Source organism: Pedobacter sp. 01N416 (genome assembly GCF_056399685.1).
This window is the reverse complement of record NZ_JBFTRT010000027.1, coordinates 1-18,426: the sequence shown is the minus strand read 5'-3', so window position 1 is coordinate 18,426 and position 18,426 is coordinate 1. Positions and strand designations below refer to the sequence as shown.

At 38.0% G+C, this 18,426-nt stretch carries 17 protein-coding genes; 3 read left to right on the top strand and 14 right to left on the bottom strand.

The window, feature by feature from the left end:
* The 4 genes from AC1DND_RS02855 to AC1DND_RS02840 form a co-directional block, all read right to left on the bottom strand.
* On the bottom strand, positions 1-2,651 hold a 2,651-nt coding region (locus tag AC1DND_RS02855), incomplete at its 3' end, for a PD-(D/E)XK nuclease family protein (RefSeq protein WP_477578946.1).
* Positions 2,652-2,730: 79 nt separating this feature from the next.
* Positions 2,731-5,688 (bottom strand): UvrD-helicase domain-containing protein, encoded by a 2,958-nt coding sequence (locus tag AC1DND_RS02850; RefSeq protein WP_477578944.1) that lies wholly within the window; start codon positions 5,686-5,688, stop codon positions 2,731-2,733.
* Positions 5,689-5,767: 79 nt separating this feature from the next.
* Positions 5,768-6,562: a tRNA threonylcarbamoyladenosine dehydratase gene (locus AC1DND_RS02845; protein WP_477578942.1), complete on the bottom strand. Its 795-nt coding sequence runs from the start codon at positions 6,560-6,562 to the stop codon at positions 5,768-5,770.
* A gap of 68 nt (positions 6,563-6,630) precedes the next feature.
* On the bottom strand, positions 6,631-7,290 hold the full coding sequence (locus tag AC1DND_RS02840) for a TatD family hydrolase (protein ID WP_477578940.1): 660 nt from the start codon (positions 7,288-7,290) through the stop codon (positions 6,631-6,633).
* Positions 7,291-7,475: 185 nt separating this feature from the next.
* On the opposite strand from AC1DND_RS02840, the gene AC1DND_RS02835 reads away from it, so the two are divergent.
* Entirely contained in the window at positions 7,476-8,009 is a 534-nt protein-coding gene (locus AC1DND_RS02835; RefSeq protein ID WP_477578938.1) for a thioredoxin family protein, read from the top strand.
* A gap of 103 nt (positions 8,010-8,112) precedes the next feature.
* Here the strand turns inward: AC1DND_RS02835 and AC1DND_RS02830 are convergent, their stop codons facing one another.
* The 7 genes from AC1DND_RS02830 to AC1DND_RS02800 form a co-directional block, all read right to left on the bottom strand.
* Positions 8,113-8,322, bottom strand: coding sequence for a hypothetical protein (locus AC1DND_RS02830; RefSeq protein ID WP_057931859.1), 210 nt, complete (start codon positions 8,320-8,322; stop codon positions 8,113-8,115).
* A gap of 240 nt (positions 8,323-8,562) precedes the next feature.
* Positions 8,563-10,263: a glycoside hydrolase family 3 protein gene (locus AC1DND_RS02825; protein ID WP_477578936.1), complete on the bottom strand. Its 1,701-nt coding sequence runs from the start codon at positions 10,261-10,263 to the stop codon at positions 8,563-8,565.
* A gap of 142 nt (positions 10,264-10,405) precedes the next feature.
* Positions 10,406-10,999 carry a nicotinate (nicotinamide) nucleotide adenylyltransferase gene (gene nadD / locus AC1DND_RS02820; protein WP_477578934.1) on the bottom strand — a complete coding sequence of 198 codons (594 nt, stop codon included), beginning with the start codon at positions 10,997-10,999 and terminating at the stop codon, positions 10,406-10,408.
* A 32-nt stretch (positions 11,000-11,031) separates the two neighbouring features.
* A complete protein-coding gene (locus AC1DND_RS02815) occupies positions 11,032-11,400 on the bottom strand; it encodes a four helix bundle protein (protein ID WP_477578932.1) in 369 nt (122 codons plus the stop codon).
* Positions 11,401-11,471: 71 nt separating this feature from the next.
* Entirely contained in the window at positions 11,472-12,041 is a 570-nt protein-coding gene (gene gmk / locus AC1DND_RS02810) for a guanylate kinase (protein ID WP_477578930.1), read from the bottom strand.
* A gap of 68 nt (positions 12,042-12,109) precedes the next feature.
* Positions 12,110-12,973: a YicC/YloC family endoribonuclease gene (locus AC1DND_RS02805; RefSeq protein WP_057931857.1), complete on the bottom strand. Its 864-nt coding sequence runs from the start codon at positions 12,971-12,973 to the stop codon at positions 12,110-12,112.
* Positions 12,974-13,304: 331 nt separating this feature from the next.
* Positions 13,305-14,033: a lysophospholipid acyltransferase family protein gene (locus tag AC1DND_RS02800; protein ID WP_477578928.1), complete on the bottom strand. Its 729-nt coding sequence runs from the start codon at positions 14,031-14,033 to the stop codon at positions 13,305-13,307.
* 222 nt (positions 14,034-14,255) lie between these two features.
* Between AC1DND_RS02800 and AC1DND_RS02795 the strand changes: the two genes are divergently transcribed.
* Both AC1DND_RS02795 and AC1DND_RS02790 read left to right on the top strand, forming a co-directional pair.
* Positions 14,256-14,981, top strand: coding sequence for a hypothetical protein (locus AC1DND_RS02795; RefSeq protein WP_477578926.1), 726 nt, complete (start codon positions 14,256-14,258; stop codon positions 14,979-14,981).
* On the top strand, positions 14,978-15,688 hold the full coding sequence (locus AC1DND_RS02790) for a hypothetical protein (RefSeq protein WP_477578924.1): 711 nt from the start codon (positions 14,978-14,980) through the stop codon (positions 15,686-15,688). The genes AC1DND_RS02795 and AC1DND_RS02790 overlap by 4 nt, the downstream gene beginning before the upstream one ends.
* 162 nt (positions 15,689-15,850) lie before the next feature.
* On the opposite strand, the gene rnc is transcribed toward AC1DND_RS02790, so the two are convergent.
* The 3 genes from rnc to AC1DND_RS02775 all read right to left on the bottom strand — a co-directional run bounded on the left by rnc (position 15,851) and on the right by AC1DND_RS02775 (position 18,184).
* Positions 15,851-16,579, bottom strand: a complete 729-nt coding sequence (gene rnc / locus AC1DND_RS02785) for a ribonuclease III (RefSeq protein ID WP_477578923.1) — start codon at positions 16,577-16,579, stop codon at positions 15,851-15,853.
* Positions 16,580-16,672: 93 nt separating this feature from the next.
* A complete protein-coding gene (fabF, locus tag AC1DND_RS02780) occupies positions 16,673-17,926 on the bottom strand; it encodes a beta-ketoacyl-ACP synthase II (protein WP_029274997.1) in 1,254 nt (417 codons plus the stop codon).
* 21 nt (positions 17,927-17,947) lie between these two features.
* The gene (locus tag AC1DND_RS02775) at positions 17,948-18,184 is read right to left on the bottom strand and encodes an acyl carrier protein (RefSeq protein WP_008508386.1); all 237 of its coding nucleotides are present in this window, start codon (positions 18,182-18,184) and stop codon (positions 17,948-17,950) included.
* Positions 18,185-18,426 lie beyond the last annotated feature (242 nt).

Sequence of the window (18,426 nt, the reverse complement as noted above, 5' to 3'; positions counted from 1 at the left end):
ACATACAGGTTGGGTTCTACAAAAGTTCTGCCCGAAAATTGCTCATAAGCATACGTATACAAAAGCGTTTGGATTAAAGCTTTGTTGATATGTTTGCCATCAGAATTGAATAATTCCGGGATGTCTTTAAAGGTTAACTTATCACTTCCTGTTTTGTAATCAATAATTTTAGTTACCCCATCTTTTACATCAACGCGGTCTATAAAACCAAATATTTTAACGCTGGCTTCTCTTCCTTTAAGCGGGAAACTGATTTCGGCTTCTACTTTTTGCTCTAGGCTAATGATCGTAAATGGCGTTTGTGCTTCATCCTGATTTAAAATGATGTTTACATAGGCATCAACAATCGATAAAATTACCTTTTGCATACCCTTATATTCCATCACTGTATCGGGATTTTTAAACATCACGGCATTAAAACCTTTTTGTATCAAAGTGGGAATCTGTTTCCGTTTCTCTTTAATCCGCTCTGCAGTAATTTCAGCCGACCTTAAATCCTCGTAAAAATACTCCATCACTTTGTGTAAAATCGAACCTATTTCGTTGGCTTCTACTACAGCGCTTACTTCTTTAGGCTCTTTAATGCCTGCAATGTAATTGAAAAAGAAATCTATCGGGTTAGAGATATACTGGGTAAGTGCCGATGGCGAAAGTACCTTCTTTTTATCGAGGTATTTCTGAAGTGTTTCCTGGATAAAGGCATTATTGGTTTTCTCGATCTTTACTTCCTTAAAAGGCTCGGTTTTTACCTCCAGATTAAGCTCATTATATGCAAAATCGAAACCGCTTTCGTATTCAAGCTGCTTTAAGATTCTGCTGGCTTCGCCTGAAGTAGACTCGTCGGTTAAGCTATTATAGACAAAATTGATATTCTTTGCTCTTTGTAATAGACGGTATACCATATAAGAGGAAATGGCATCAAGATTTTCAAGAACCGGAAGGCCGTAAACACGACGTATAGAATCGGGAATAAAACTATTACCAATGGATGATTTTGGAATAATGCCTTCGTTGAAGCCCAAAATTACCACTTTATCGAAATTTAAGTTTCGGGTTTCGAGTAATCCCATTACTTGTATCCCATTCAGCGGATCGCCTGAAAGTGGTACCGCAATGGCCTGCAGCGATTTTTGAACAAGGTAAATTACAAAAGGGATTTCCTCTTTACCGATGTGGTTGCTAAAAGTATCGTGTAGCCTATTTAATTCCTGAATGGTTTTTACAAACAGTTCTGCATCGATTTTTTTTAATGTTTTCGCATTCGATAATCTTGTTAACACATAATCCAATACATCGAGTAAATTGGTTACTACATGCTGCGGATCGTCGATTTTTTTATAAAAAGTTTCAAACAGCCCACTTTGGCGTAATAAGCGTTTATGGTCGATCTCCACTTGGTTTTCTTCCAATAATGCGGTTAAAATTTTATCCCGCATTCTTTGGGTAAGGCCTGTTAACGGATGGGTTAAAAAAGCTTCTACATTTTTGTAGCTTACTTTATCCCGCTGTAAAACCTCCAACTGACTGCCCAACCATAAATCGACCAAACCAAAAATGCTTGAGGTTGACAGCGCAAAACCCATCGTTACATTAAGATCGATTTCTTTTCCGTTAAATGTAGTTGGAATCGTCTGTAAAGTTGGGATCAACAGACTCTCATCTGCCAAAACCACCACTGTTTTGCCAATAATTTCAGTAGCTGTATAATCTTCTTCTAAAATATTATTCAGGATTTTGGCCTGTGCGGATTGCCCCTGAACTTTGAAAACCTTCACATGGTGTTCTGCAGATTTCATTAAACTTTCGTGGTCGGCAAATACATTTTTTAAACCCAGTTGGTTCATGTTTTTGCGTAAAAACAAACCTGCTTCCTGCGATATATCATCTAAATAATAAGTATCAGCATCAAAATAAAACAATGTTTTGTCGGCTTCTTGTAGCTGGGTAAATATTTTAGCTTCGGCGCTACTCAAAGCATTAAAACCTACAAAAATGATCTTGCCCTTATCAAAATTCGAAATAAACTGCTGGTGATCTGTAATGTTATCGGCAAGGTGGCGATAAACAGAGCCATTGGTTAAATATCCCTGTTCTTTAAGCGTTGAGTGGAATTTATGGTAAAGCTTGGGCATCCTGCGCCACATCCTGATGAACAGTTCCTGTTGTTTTTTGTGTTTTCCTTCAGAATAGGATGTCCAGAACTGGGAAAGAAATTCGTACTGCTCTGGACTTAAATAATCGAAATCTTTATTGATGACTGAAATATCTTCCAGATCGCGGTATAGTTTCTCTGCATCAACCAGGTCAGCATCAATCTGGTTAAAATCACTTAAGATGATCTTGGCCAATGGAAAAAACTTATGGCTCGAAATGCTTTCCAGCTGCTCTTCGGCAAGCAGTTGGTTATAAATACGGTGTAAAGTAAAAAACTGGAGGTAAAAATCGGCTATTTTATAACTGGTAGAACTGGCGAAAAATTCTTGTATGGTAAAAAATGAGGGACTGAAAAAAGGCTTGCCAATGATATCGGCGAAGTGTTTCTGTAAATAGGCTGATGGCCGTTTGTTGTTAAAAACAATGGCACAGTTTTCAAGCTGATTTCCAAATCTGGTAACTAAATCTTCGGCAACTTCCTGTAAAAATGGTTTCATGTTAGGTTAAAAGATTAGATTTAATACAGAACTGTACCCAGTCCAAATTCCTGTGCAGTGTGTACAATATTTAATTTTTTTATTGCTGGTTATTTGCAAATTGCCACGCACTGCGTAGCAGATTGATACATTTTTCCTTGATAATGCCCTGCAAAACCAGATTGCTTGTATAATCATTCACCTCTTTTGAAGTACTGGCACTGGCCAGGATATCATGTAACAACGAACCTTTTCTTCCTGATTTTTCAATATTGACCAAATGCTTTAAATGTTTGTCTTCTGAAGGAATATATAACTCTGATAAGCGGGTTGTGGTTGGATAACTATTTAAATTGATAAAATTCGAATCCGCTGATTTACTTTCGACCGGGACATTATCTACGATTTCGTATACCCCGTTTTCATCAAACTGCTCATCGAAAGTGAAATTAATTACATCGCCCATATTGGACAATTTTAGCTCTTTTTTTGCCATCGTGGCGATGTACAAATAATCTTTTGAACGTGTGGTAGCCACATAAAGCATATTCAATGCATCCATATTATTATAAAGCAACTCTTCATAATATGCCTTTGCAATGGCCGAATCGGCCAGGGCTTCATTGTATTTTAAAGGAATCCCTTTAAGTTCCTTGTAAACCGTTTCTTCAGAAGATACCCAAAACGTACCATTTGGTTTTCCTTTAATTTCCCAGTTGCAAAATGGTACGAAAACAGCCCTAAAGGCCAGTCCTTTAGATTTATGTATGGTGATGATCTGTATGGCATCTGCGCCTTCTGGCGAGGGTAGTGATTTTTTGATACCATCTTCTTCCCACCAGGTTAAAAAGGAAATAATACCTTTTTCACCAAGCTTACCGGCAGAAGCGGTGAGATCCCTAAAAGCCAACAAGTAGGGTAAATTGGCGGTCAGGTTTTTTAGCCCATAACTCTCAATTAAAATCTCAACCAGTTCAGGCAGGGGGAGCTGTAACCAGCTTTGCCAGTTCTCGCACAAAGCTACGGGTAAAACTTCGGAGAGTGTGTTTAAAGGTTTATTGTTAAGGTTTAAATAATAATTGGCATTGATCTCTTTCTCGTGCAAGGAAAAATATAGCGCAATACAATTGGCTTTATATAATGCTGTTTGCGATTCTAAACCAATGAGCACTTTCAAGGTATTGATGATGAGCTGTATAGCCGAGTTGTTCGAAATCAATAAAGCATCGCCCGATAAAACCGGTAAGTTATGCCCCATTAATTTTTTAACCGTCAGTAAGGCTTCACTATTCGAACGAACCAAAATGGCAATATCCTTTAGGGCATACTGCTGCTGGTTTTTGAGATGATTTATTTCTTCAACAATATCGTCTAAAGCAATGTCCCTGAAAACGGTTTCGGTAAAACGGGCTTCATTAGGTGCATGATCTTTGCCGAACTTTTTAATTTTGATGGTTCCACCTTTTAAGGTATTGGTGGCAAAGTTTTGGGTTGAGCCACTATAAATATCGGTAATAATCTGTTGGTAATGCTGTTCCTGCCACCATTTAGAGATGCTTTCAGGTTTGGTTGCCAGATTTTCGTTCAGTTCGTTCTGCAGGGTTAAAGGGATAGCTTTGTAAAGGAAATTGTTAAAAGTGATGATATTCTCGGCACTTCTATAATTTTCTTCCAAACTTTCCTCCAATACATTTTCTGCACCAACATCTAACTTGGCATGTTTATGCAGGATGTTCCAATCGCCATTACGCCAACGGTAAATAGATTGTTTGGTATCGCCAACAATCAGGTGATCGATCAGATCTTCGCTCGGCGTAGCCATCGCATTTGTTAAGAGCGATTTAAAACTTCCCCATTGGCTGGTGGAGGTATCCTGAAATTCGTCGAATAAGAAATTACGGTAGCGGTTACCCACTTTTTCCCAGATAAAAGAAGGGTTATCGCCTGCATCTTCGGTAATTCCGGAGATCAGTTTTTGTGCATCGCTAATGAGCAGATTGTCATTTTCTGCCCGGTACTCTTTCAATAATACGGCAATTTCCTGCATCAACCTTAAATAGTAAAGATTTTTATTAAAAGCGATGGCGAGGCTATAATTTGGTAAATGTGCTAAATAATGCGTTTTTAATTTCTGGAGGATCGGATTTACCGTATCGTAAGCCTCCGGAAAATTTGCATTTTTTTGAAACCACTCATCGGGTTCGTCGATTAAATTGAATAGTGGTTCTATCTTAGAAAAATCGCCTCTTGCAACCAGGATAATTTTAGCCAGCGGGCTACGCGATTTCCCTTTGAGATGTTCGGCTTCTACACCGATTACATTCAGGGCTTCATTCGCTTCGGTTGCCAGAGAAATCAGTTCCTCTTCAAAGGTCTTGATTTCTGTTTTGGTAACATCTATGTATTTTTTAAATAATTCGTCGACGTTTTCTAAACCAAGGGTGCTTACCGCATCTTCAAAGATCTGGAAACGTTCGGAAAATATTTCGCCAATTAAATTATAAAGTTCGAATTTATAGTTCCAGCTTTTATTGTCACTAATGCGTTCGATAGCCAGATCGATGATCCATTGTAAGAGCTGTTTATTATGGTCTAAAGCTTCGTCTAGTTTATTTACGAGATCATCCTTTACCTTGTCATAATTCATTTCTAAATTATAATCGGCATTTAGGCCAAGCTCGAAAGCAAAACCACGGATTACTTTTTGCACAAAACCATCAATCGTACTTACTGAAAAACGGCTGTAATCGTGCAAAATTTTCCGGTAAATCTTATCTGCTTTAAACTGTAATTCTTGCGGACTTAATATTGGATAGGCGAGTAAAATAAGTTTCCGATAGTCTTCGATTTTTTTCGATGGATTGCCCTTTGCCAATCCTAACAATACCTCCAGAATCCTGGTTTTCATTTCTTCGGTCGCCTTATTGGTAAAGGTCACCGCTAAAATTTCGCGGTATTTGTTCTCTCCACTGAAAAGTAGCGTAAGGTAGTGTGCAGTTAAACTGAACGTTTTACCGGAACCTGCAGAGGCCTGAAGAATTTTGAGGGGTTGGGGCATAATATGATTTCTCTCGAATTTTAAACTTACAACAATTTAAAATTTTCCCGAAATCATGATATCAACAATTCTACCGCTATTAGGATTTTTTACTTTTTCTTTTATTCAATGTCTTATGGCTGATCCTTGCAGGGCGTTCGGCCATTTCGATTGGCAGGCCAAGCAGATCGCGGATTACAACCGAGGCGCAGGCACCGCCAAATGCCGCAGGCAGGTAAGAAACTGTGCCATAAGCGGAGCGCTTGAAATTACTCCCATCAGTCATGATCATCGAGTTTTTGTCCATTTCTTCTGTTGAGAAAACAGCCTTTATTTTGCTGGCATTTGCAAGTTTGTTTAACCTTTTACGAACATAACTCGCAAAAACGCATTGATAAGTGTCAGGAAGTAATGTAATCCTTATTCTGGTAGGATCCATTTTGCCACCAGCACCCATTGAGCTAACAATAGGGATATTCTTTTCAAGAGCAGTTCCTAATAAAGTGATTTTTGGCATTACACTGTCGATGCAATCCATAATGTAATCAAAGCCAGATTCTAAAATTTCCCTGCATTTTTCAGGACTAAGAAAAGTATTTACCACATGAAGTTTTAGTTCGGGATTAATGGCCAATAAACGCTCTTGCATTATTTCGGCTTTGCTCACACCATGATTGGTCGCCAAAGCAGGTAGCTGCCTGTTGCGGTTGGTCGGGTCAACTACATCACCATCAACAATGGTCATTTCGCCAATGCCCGAACGGCAGATAAACTCGGCAGCAAAAGAGCCTACACCACCCAAACCGATCACCAAAACATGTTTCGATTGGAGTTTATCTATTCCATCATTCCCAACAAGGAGGGCAGAGCGCGAAAGCCAGCTAACATCAGACATATATTTACTATTTTACCACAGATGAAAAAGATGAACACAGATGTTTATTTATCTGTGCTAATCTGTGGTTATTTCTTTAAAATCAATTTATTCCAGTCTGCAAAAATACGAGCTTTAAGCTCATCAATGCTACATTTTTTTAAAATGGCTGTGGCTTGGTAAATTTCTTCAATTGAGATATCCGAATCATCAGTTTCCAGGAAAAATTGATCGGTACTTTGAATCAGCTTAGCTGCGCCCGAATTTTCTTTTAAAGCAGTTATTCCAAAGGAAAGAAGGAAACCTTTGTCCATTAGCTGTTGGCCAAGCTGCTCATTTTTGTTAAAACCATGGATAATCATCGGTACTTTAACTTTTAATCGTTCTTTAATTGCAATTAACTCTGAAAAGCATTTAACACAATGTAAAATCAATGGTTTATTAATTTTTTCTGCCAATTCGATTTGTTTTTCTAAGATTATGGTCTGATTTTCCAGGTTTTCACCCCTCAACCGATCTAAACCACACTCTCCAATCTGTTTCACATTTGTTTGATTGGCGACAACACTTAGATATTTCATCTGTAGTTCGAGGTGATCAATTTTAGCAAACCAGGGATGCAGCCCAACAGAAATTGCCTTGATTTTAGGCATTGCTAAAAAGATATCGCTGGTTAACGACAAACTTTGAATGCTGGTTACCCCAGGTTGGGTGGCAACTTTGTGGGTATGTATGTCTAAAAAATCCATTGGAAAACAAAGATATGTAAAATGAAGATGGAGAATTGGAGATGGATAATGTAAAATTCATATTTGATTAAACCTCCGTTCTTAATCCTTTCGATTCTACGGACTGTTTCCGCTCTGTAAAGAATTTGCAAATAATCCATTGTAATACTAGACTTTATTACATTTGCTATTATTCATCGAAAATCATGAAAAAATTAATCATTTTATTAACTGCTGCGTTGATTTCGACAGCGGCGTTTAGTCAGGCGAAAAAAGAAGGTGTTCATATCTATAACCCAAAAGCAGACGCTAAAGCTGAAATTGCTGCTGCGGTTGCAAAAGCAGCCAAAGAAAATAAACATGTTTTGTTACAGGTTGGTGGTAATTGGTGCAGCTGGTGTATTGCATTCCATAATTTGGTTGACAGCACAGCAACGCTAAAAAAATACATTAACGATAATTTTGAAACCGTTCTGGTTAATTACAGTCCTGAGAATAAAAACGAAACTGTTTTAGCCAGCTTAGGCTACCCTCAACGTTTTGGTTTTCCGGTATTTTTAATTCTGGATGGGAAAGGCAAAGTATTGCACATCGAAAATTCTTCTTACTTAGAAACCGAAGAAATTGGCGCTAATGGTAAAAAGAAAGTTGGGCATGATGTAAAGAAAATCACTTCATTTTTAAAAGGATGGACAACCACCGCGGTTAATCCCGAAACTTATAAGCCGAAGGCCAAATAGAGGTTTAAGGCAGAGGGTGTAAGGTTTAAGACCCAACGACAATAGCCGGAGCCTAAAAAAGTAAAAAAGCCGTTCTGATATAAAATCGGGGTGGCTTTTTTTGTTAATCGTCTAAATCATCTTCATCTAGTTCATCATCGAGGTTTAACTCATAAGAAGCCCTCGATGCTTCGTCGGCTTGTTCCAACAGATCTTTATCATGTTCAATGCTGGTGTCGTCGCCATTAATTTCGTTGATATTTTCAACATCATCCTCTCTGCGTAAAGCATCATTCGGATCGTTTGAATAATTGTCATCTTCTGGATCTATCATAACATTAAGGTTTTATATTAGATAATCGTTTTGAAAGCGAAATTGTTTTAGGAAAGCTAAAAGACTAAAGCTATAAATAGAGGCCCTGAAATAAATCCGATAGCTATCGGATCAGGGCGACGACATGGCTGAAGCTAATGCGGAATATTAACCCACTTCTCAGTGGCAAAAGATTCTTCGCTGCGCTCAGAATGACAAAATATTTATTCTTTATGTATTTTGTATCTCGGTTGTCAACAATTAAAGGCCATCTCCAAATTTATAAAACGGCGCCACGCCTACAGGCAACTTTCCTGTTGGTGCCAATCTGTTATTAATTACAGCAGCAGCTGAAATTTGCATATAATCTTCTTTTTGATAGGCAACAACCAAACCTTTACTGTTTTCTAAACCCGATAAACCAGCCAGATTATATGGATTTGCAAAGAGCGCAAAAACAGCATTCTTTGCCGATAATTCTTTAATAAAATTCTTTACACCTGCATTTAGCGGAATATTATTGGCTGGTCTTGCACGACTATCGTGAATACCCACAATCACCTGGTCGAATGCGCCGATTTCGCGGGCGATGTTGGAAATCTGAGTAGCACTGGCATCTTTATCCAGCACATAATAAACAGAGTTATAATAACCTTTCGAAACCTCTTTTTGGAAAGTGGTAACCGAAGGTACACCAATACTGATAATGGCCGTTCTTCTGATCGGGATGAGGCGCTTGATATAATCTTTACCTTTTAACAGCGTTACCGATGCATTTGCCAGCTCTTGCACCAAAGCATTGCTCGACTTGCGGTTTACACCTGTAATAACACCTTGGGTTACAATCGTATCGCGTTTGGCCAGGCCTGCCCAGTATTTTGCAGTCAATATTTTACGCACACTCTGGTCTATTTCGTCCATACTTACACGATCCTGCCTTACGGCTTTACGCACCAATTTAATGGCCCTGTCGCTGTTTTCAGATAGCTCAATAATATCGTTTCCGGCAATGATACCCATTAAATCAGCTTCACCATCTTTGAAATATTTTACCACGCCTTTCATATCCATCGCGTCAGAAATAATCAAACCTTTAAAACCTAATTTCTGCTTCAAAATACCCGTAACAATCGGTTTAGATAGGGTAGAAGGTAGGTTTGGTGTAGCATCTAACGATGGGATGTTCATGTGGGCAATCATCACCCCCGATGCGCCTTGTTTAATCAGCTCTTTAAAAGGATACATCTCCAATGTATCTAACCGTGTAGCAGAGAAAGTAAGCTGTGGTAAATCGTAGTGCGAATCTACATCGGTATCGCCATGACCAGGGAAATGTTTCAACGTAGTTAATAAACCGCCATCCTGCATACCTTTCATATAAGCGGCAACCTTAGTGGTTACGTTATATTTATTTTCGCCGAAAGAACGGTAATTGATTACGGGGTTTTTGGGGTTGTTATTGATATCGGCGTCAGGAGCTAAATTCATCTGCATCCCCATGCGCTTGTAATCTTTAGCCACTTCAAGGCCCATTTTATACAATAATTCTTTGTTTTGGATGGCACCCAAAGTCATTTGATAAGGATAAGAAATGGTACTATCCAAACGCATGCCCAGGCCCCATTCACCATCATTTGCCACTATTAATGGCACCCGACTCAGTTTTTGATAAGCGTTTGTGGCTAAAACCTGTCGACCAGGGCCTCCCTGAAAAAAGATAACCCCCCCCAATTGTTCTTTTTTAATTACCTGACCAACTGAATCTGTATATTTTTTACCCAGATTGGTATGCGCTCTAACAAAGAACATCTGTGCAATACGCTCTCTGCGGTTAAGTTTGTTAAAAACCGAATCTACCCATTTAGGTTGATTGGCCAATAATTCTAAGTAGGTTTTCTGTTGTGCGCTTGCCGAAAATGCAGCGCCACAAAAGGCAATGAGTAGAAATAAGTTTTTTTTCACGTGTTTTGTTGTATCTGCTGCCGCTAAATTAGTAATCAAAAGGCGAATTAAACAAAAACCAATCCAAGTAATCGATTTAATACAATATGTTGTAAGCCCGTTGTTTTCTAGGTGCTGTATAGATTACAAATATTGATCTCTCCTATTTATACATTCCTTTGCCTTCAATGAAATCGATCACTTTATCGGGCAGGAAAAACTGAACATTCTTTTTCTCTTTAATGGCTTTGCGGATAAAAGTTGACGAAATTTCCATTAAAGGGGTTTTGGTAAAAGTGATGGAAGGATGATTTTCCCATTCGCTTACATTCGCCTCTGGGCGTGGGTAAACATAAATCTGATAGTTTTTTAAAAGTACCTCGTAGTTTTTCCATTTTTTGAATGATACCAGATTATCGGCGCCCATAATCAACACAAATTCCTTTTCAGGATATTTTTCGTGTAAGTAGGTGAGCGTATCGATAGTGTATGATGGTTGAGGTAGCGAAAATTCAATATCGCTCACACGGATATGCTCTGCATTTTCTGTCGCCAGTTTGGCCATTTCCAAACGGTCGTACATATTGGTTAAGCCACTTTTATCTTTTAGCGGATTATGTGGCGAAACTACCAACCATACTTCATCAAGCTCGGTATGGTTAGCCATGTAATTGGCAATAATTAAGTGCCCGGTATGGATGGGGTTGTATGAACCAAAGAAAAGACCAGTTTTTAGTTTATAGTTTTCAGTTGACATTTTTCAGTTCGCTACATTAATTGATGAACAGTTTAAGCAACACCATACTTCTCTGGATTATTGATCATGTGATTTAACAATTTTCCAACTTCGTCGCTTTGCAATGTTAATTTTTCGTGTTGCTCTTTATCAAGATATTTACACTCAAAAGCAAACTTTAACCAGCCTTTCGTCTCACTATTCTCCATATCACTGTCCGAAAGCTTACTGATGAAATGGGCTTTATATCTTCGTTTCCTATAAGCTTCAACTAAACAAATATTTGTAGATCGCGAAGACCTTCTAATCTGATCTGTTAATGAGTACATTTCGTCTTTTGGAAAAGACTTGCTGAGTTCGAAAATATTCATGGCCAACTCAAATGACTTCTTGTAAACTAATAGATCAGAAAAATCGTCCATAATGTGACTTTAAGATTTAACCAAACAATATTTTAAAGCACCCAAAACTGAGAATTGGAAACTATAAACTGCTAACTTTTTAAAAAATCTCCGACCAACTGCTCTGCTTCTGCACAAGCTGTAGCCAGATCGTAATTTTTTAAAATCACATCAAACTTATCTGCATAAAGCAGTTCTTTTTCAGCTTTGATAAAACGTTCCTGTAATTTTTCCGGACTATCTGTTCCGCGACCGCTTAAACGTTCTTTTAAAACATCTAATGATGGTGGCTGAACAAAAATGGCCAAGGCATCTTCTTCATATTTTCTTTTCAAACGGATACCGCCTTCTACATCAATATCAAAAATAACATGTTTGCCTTCATTCCAGATGCGTTCGATCTCTGAGCGTAAGGTGCCATAAAAAGTTCCGTTATAAACCTCTTCAAATTCCACAAATTCCTGGCGGGCAACTTTGTGCAAAAACTCTTCTTTACTAATAAAATAGTAATCGTTTTCATGTGTTTCAGCGCCTCTCAATTCGCGGGTGGTTGCAGAAATAGAAAAGCTCAGCTCAGGAAATTTCGTTAATAAATGGTGTACTATAGTGGTTTTACCTGCTCCTGATGGTGCCGAAAATATGATTAATTTGCCTTGTTTCATTTTGTAAGCTGAAAGCAAAAAGCTGAAAGACCAAAGCTGCTTTATGCTTTAGTCTTTAGTCTTTCTCCTTATAATACGTTTAATAACTGTTCTTTTATCTTTTCTAATTCTTCTTTCATACCTACAACAAATTGTTGCATCTGGGCGTCATTTGCTTTAGCGCCCATGGTATTAATTTCTCTTCCTATTTCCTGAGAAATGAAGCCCATTTTTTTACCGTTTGCTTCTTTGCTTGCTAAAGTTTGCAAGAAATAATCGCAATGGCTTTTTAAACGTGTTTTCTCCTCGGTAATGTCTATTTTATCAATGTAGTAGATCAATTCCTGCTCGAAACGGTTCTGATCGATATTTACTTTGCCTACAGCATCATCTAAAAACTGGGTAAATTTATCGCGGATTGCGGTAATTCTTTTTGGTTCTAATTCCTCAACAGATTTGAAATAAGAAAGGATATTTTTAATTCTCAGTTCTAAATCGGCCTTTAAAACTGAGCCTTCATCTTCTCTGAATTTATTGAAATTGGCCAAAGCCGAGGTGAAAATCTGAAATAAATGGTTCCACTCATCCTCACTTACACTTTCTTCCTTGTAACTGATTACATCAGGAAAAGTTAATGCTGTTTGCAATAAGTTACTGCTATCAGCACCCAATTCGTTGTTAACGGCAATAAGCTGTTTGTAGTAGTGGCTTAATAAGGCCGTATTGATGGTAGCACCCGTAACTTCACCATTGGTACGTTCTACATTGATGCTTAAACTTACTTTTCCTCTTTCGATGTCTTTACTGCAGATGTTGCGCAGGATCAGCTCTTTATCAGAAAAAGCTTTAGGATATTTTAAATTCAGCTCCAGGAATTTACTGTTGAGCGATTTGATTTCGACACTATACTTTGCATTTGCATAATCGGCTGTTGCTAAGCCGTATCCTGTCATGGATTTTATCATGCGCAAAGATAGGGTTTTAAGCCGAAAGGAGAAATAATAATGGGCAAGGAGTCAGAGTTGTAGCATACCGGCATAAAATACCTTTATATTTAGAAAACTAGCGTTCAGTATTTCTTCGGGGATTGCAGCCCCGCTTTGCGCTTTACTTTGTTACACTACGTGCTCGCTGCAATCGGGTTTATGTACAATGTGGAGTAGTTTTTGGCAGGGGTCTGTTACCTACAAGGTGCAGAACCTTTGTTCCTAAACCTGATGTTCACGGACAGTAGGACTGCTTTAGCCAAAAGTACCGAATCCCTCATTTCAAATAAAGATTAAGTTATTTTATTAACAGTGCTAAAATTGCGTTGAAAGTTTTTTCCTTTAACATTCCCAGATCATCGGCAACCAGTCCCTTCGCCTCAATGGCTTCTCCAAATACTGTTCTAATCATCCCGGGGTTAAGTAAAAGTGGGTTCGTTCGGGGTAAATGTTCTTTACTGTTCAATATCGCAAAAGGTAAAATCGGTGTTTGGGTTTCTATCGCCAGGCGAAACGCGCCATCATAAAATGGATTTAAAGGCTTGTTTGATTTGTTCATTGTCCCTTCGGGAAAAATCAGGATCGATTGTCCATCGGCAAGGTCTTTTCTCAGTTCGGCTACAGAATGGTCTCGGCTTTCTCTGCTACTTCGATCAATCATCACCACCAAACGTTTGTAAATCCATCCAAATACCGGGATTTTAAGCATTTCGATCTTTCCCAGTGGGCTAAAGGCCTGTGGAATGCAGATTACAATGGCGACAGCATCTAAAAATGAACTGTGATTGCCTACGTAGATGTAAGCCCGCGAAGTGTCAATTTTTTCTCCGCCGGCAGAAAACCATAGAAAAGTGAAAAGACTAAAAGCCCATGCCCAGAATTTTAAAAAATAGAATGAAATTTTTCTTCCTGTTTTTTCCTTAAAAATACCTGTACTGATCAGAATAAAGGGGCAAACAATAAGCATGAGTATAAAAAATACAATTGCCGAATAGAGTAAATAAAATCCACTCATTAGTTTTCTCATGTTTATTAACGTTTATTTAACAGTTTTCAAGTTTAACAAATGTTAATTTTACAAAAATATTGGTAGATAAGAAAGTATTTTTTACTCCTTTCGTAAGGAAGATAATGGAGTTTTCTTGTTGGGATGTAACAATTAGGGCAGAAACAAACAACAAAACCGATATGCTGTTAAAATAGATAACTAATTTGCGCTACCAGATAATTTAACTTGCCATTTGATGCGATGAAGCATTTAAAAATTATTCTTCTATTGACCATCTTAACACAGGGCTTAAAAACAAAGGCTCAGGATTTTGTGCTGAAAGGTGTAGTAATTGAAAAAGGCTCAAATGTGCGGATTGCTTTAGCTGTGGTTACCAACATGCGCAGTAAAATGGGCGCCACAAGTAACGATATTGGTATGTTTCAGTTAAGTGCCCGTACTGGCGATACATTGTTGATTCAAAAAAGAAACCTGAATGAGCAAAAAGTAGTCGTTAAAACAGATGATGACCTGGTTGTTTATTTGATCAGAGGAAGTACTATGCTAGAGGAGGTTACAGTTAAAGGGCAGACCAAGAAGCAGGAAATGGAAAGCATAAAAAGCGATCTGAAACGAAATGGTTCATTTTATGCAGGTAAACCGCCTTTAATTTTGTTAAACCCTTTTGGTGGGAATCCGATAACATTTTTTTATGAGCTTTTTGGCAAAACGCCTGCAAGAGCGCGTAATTTTAACCGTTATTATAAAAAGGAGCTAAGTTTAATCGAGGTAGATAAGTTTTTTAATAAAAATTTAGTTTTAAATAATACTACCTTAACTGGAAAAGATCTGGACAAATTTTTGCTGGATTATTACCCGACACGCAGCATGACCATTAATTGGAGCAATTACGATGCTGTTAAATACATCAAAGAATCGGCTAAAAAATATACCGATACTTTGAAACATACAAATAACACACCATGAAAAACTTTAAATTTGGCATTATACTCTTCGTTTTTACCTCAATCAGCTTCTTCGCAAAGGCACAGGATTTTATTGTCAAAGGTGTGGTGATCGAAAAAGGTTCGAATATCAGGATTGCCTTATCCGAAATTACCAACCTACGCACCGGAATCGGTGTAGGCAGTAATGATATTGGTATGTTTCAGTTAAAAGCCAGAATTGGTGATACACTGTTGGTAATTAAACGCGACCTGATCGATCAACGTGTAGTGGTAAATAGCGAAAAAGATCTGGTAATTTATCTAGTTAGAGGAAGTACCACGCTAGCCGATGTTACCATTAGGGGGAATACCAAAAAAGAGGATCTGAACGAAATTAAGCGCGAGTTTAAAAATAAGGGCGTGTACAACGGGGGTAAAACAACGCTTTTGTCTGCTATATTCAGCCCTTTAAATGCGCTATACAATTTAATTGGCACTGACCCTAAAAATGCACGGAGATTTGGCAGATATGCCGATAATGAAATCAAACAATCGCAAATTGATGTATACTTCAATCAGAGTGTCATTAAAAACAATACCGAACTAAGGGGTGATACTTTAGAGAAATACATGTTAAACTGTCGTCCGGAATTTGATAAGGCAGAACATTGGAACAGCTACGATTACATTAAATACATTAAAGAATCTTCGAAGAAATTTACCGATACGTTAGGGAAGGGAAAGTAGTCTTTAGTCCGAAGTCTATAGTCGGTTTAGCGTTTTGAGTTTTAGGTAAAAAGTCGGAAGTCTGACGTCAGAGGTCAGAATTTTTAGTCTATATCAACAGTTAACCGACTAACCAGTTTATACAATTAACCAAATAAACCAATGACTACTGAACCAATGAACTTATATACTCAATGCTTCGCAAGCTTTCTCTGCAGCTAATTTTTCTGCGTTTTTCTTGTTATAATCTCGTCCGGTACCTACTTTTTCGCCCTCTACTACAGCACTAATGGTAAATAATTTAGCGCTTTCGCCTTCGCCATTCTCTGCCAGTTCGAACATTACATCCTTACCATGGCGTTGGCACCATTCGATCAATTTACTTTTGAAATTGGTTTCTGTAAGTTCTAAAGTGTGGATGTCGATGTGTGGTTTTACGATCCTGCGCAATAAAAATTCTTTGGTAAAGTTGTAGCCCTTATCCATATAGATGGCACCCACTATGGCTTCAAAAGCATCACCCAGCATCGAATTGTGCTTGGTTTGTACGCTCACTGAACGCTGATCGAACTGAATAAGCTTATCAAAACCAATTTTCTTTGCCAGCTGATTTAAATTAGCTCGGTTTACAATCTTCGAACGCATTTCGGTTAAAAAACCTTCTTCTTTGTRGGGGTAATGCTTAAAAAGCAGCTCTGCTATCACCGAACCTAAAACAGCGTCGCCTAAAAATTCTAAGCGTTCGTTGCTGCTCCTGCTTCCATTTTTTAAAACTTTTGCTACAGAACGATGCCTGAACGCCATTTTATAGAGCGTAACATTGCCTGGAACAAAGCCCAAAATGTTTTTCAGCTTTTTAACAAACTCCTTTTCGGGAGAGAGATAAAGTTTATATAATTTTAATATCGGCATTAAATAAATAACACAATTAACGGCTAATTAGCATATTTAACTAAGTTATCTATTTTTAATTAGCATACAAAATTATATAGTAGGGCTGTTAAATTAATCTTCGTATTTCTTAAAAATAACAGAAGCGTTATGGCCGCCAAAACCGAATGTATTACTTAAAGCAGCTCTAACGGTACGTTTTTGCGCTTTGTTAAAAGTAAAATTCAATTTAGGGTCAAATGCAGGATCATCTGTAAAGTGATTGATTGTTGGAGGAACAATGTCATTTTTAACAGAAAGAATTGCTGCAATAGCCTCAATAGCTCCAGCTGCACCCAAAAGGTGGCCAGTCATCGATTTGGTTGAGCTGATGTTTAAACGATAAGCATCCTCACCAAATAATGTACCAATGGCTTTGGTTTCACTAATATCACCAAGAGGCGTAGAAGTACCGTGTACATTGATATAATCTATATCCGCAGTTGTTAAACCAGCATCTTTTAGTGCATTGGTCATTACCATTCTAGCGCCTAAACCTTCAGGATGTGGTGCCGTTATGTGATTAGCATCGGCACTCATTCCACCGCCAACAAGCTCTGCATAAATTTTTGCACCTCTTGCTTTTGCATGTTCAAGTTCTTCTAAAATAATCGTTCCGGCACCTTCACCGGCTACGAAACCATCACGATCTTTATCAAAAGGGCGTGATGCTGTTGCCGGATCTTCGTTCCGTGTTGATAATGCATGCATGGCATTAAAACCACCCATACCCGCTTCGTTAATGATCGCTTCAGAACCGCCACTGATAATTACATCAGCCATACCCAAGCGGATATAGTTAAATGCATCAATCATTGCGTTTGTTGAAGAAGCACATGCCGAAACGGTTGCAAAATTTGGCCCACGTAAGCCGTATTTGATCGAGATATGCCCTGGAGCAATATCAATAATCATTTTAGGGATAAAAAATGGATTGTATCTTGGCGTACCATCTCCCTTAGCGAAATTTGAAATTTCATCCAGGAAAGTTTTCAATCCACCTATGCCCGCGCCCCAGATTACTCCGATCCGGTTGGTATCTAATTTTTCAAAATCAAAACCACCATCCTTCACAGCCTCATCTGTTGCTACAAGAGCATATTGTACAAACGGATCTAGCTTGCGGGCTTCTTTTTTCTCCAAAAAGTCTTCCGGATTAAAATTTTTAACCTCGCATGCGAATTTGGTCTTGAACTTTTCAGTATCAAAACCCTTAATAGGAGCAGCGCCACTCACCCCGTTAGTCAATCCTTCCCAAAAATCGGGAACATTATTGCCTATAGGAGTGAGCGCACCCAACCCTGTTACTACTACTCTTTTTAATTCCATTTATACTGAAAAAGCGTAATTCTATTTAACGTTTTTTTCCAAATAAGCAATTGCTTGACCAACTGTACCGATGGTTTCAGCCTGATCATCAGGAATAGCTACATTGAATTCTTTTTCAAATTCCATAATCAATTCTACGGTATCTAAAGAATCTGCACCTAAATCGTTGGTGAATGAAGCCTCTGGCGTAACTTCGCTTTCGTCAACACCTAGTTTTTCTACGATAATAGCCTTAACTCTTGAAGCAATATCAGACATAATTTTATAATTTAATGGTTAAATAATTCTGTGCAAAGAAAAATAAATTCTTACAATTTTCAAATGTTTTTATTTCGATACGTAATTTTGGTATCTCAATAACACAGCGAATATAGAATTAGTTTTTTAATTTCGTTCTGTAAATAATTTATTTCGCTTTGAATAAGACTTACCTAAAACTTACCTTAGACCTTGATTTTATACTAATTGCGATCACAGCACCCTTAAAAGACTATGTGCTC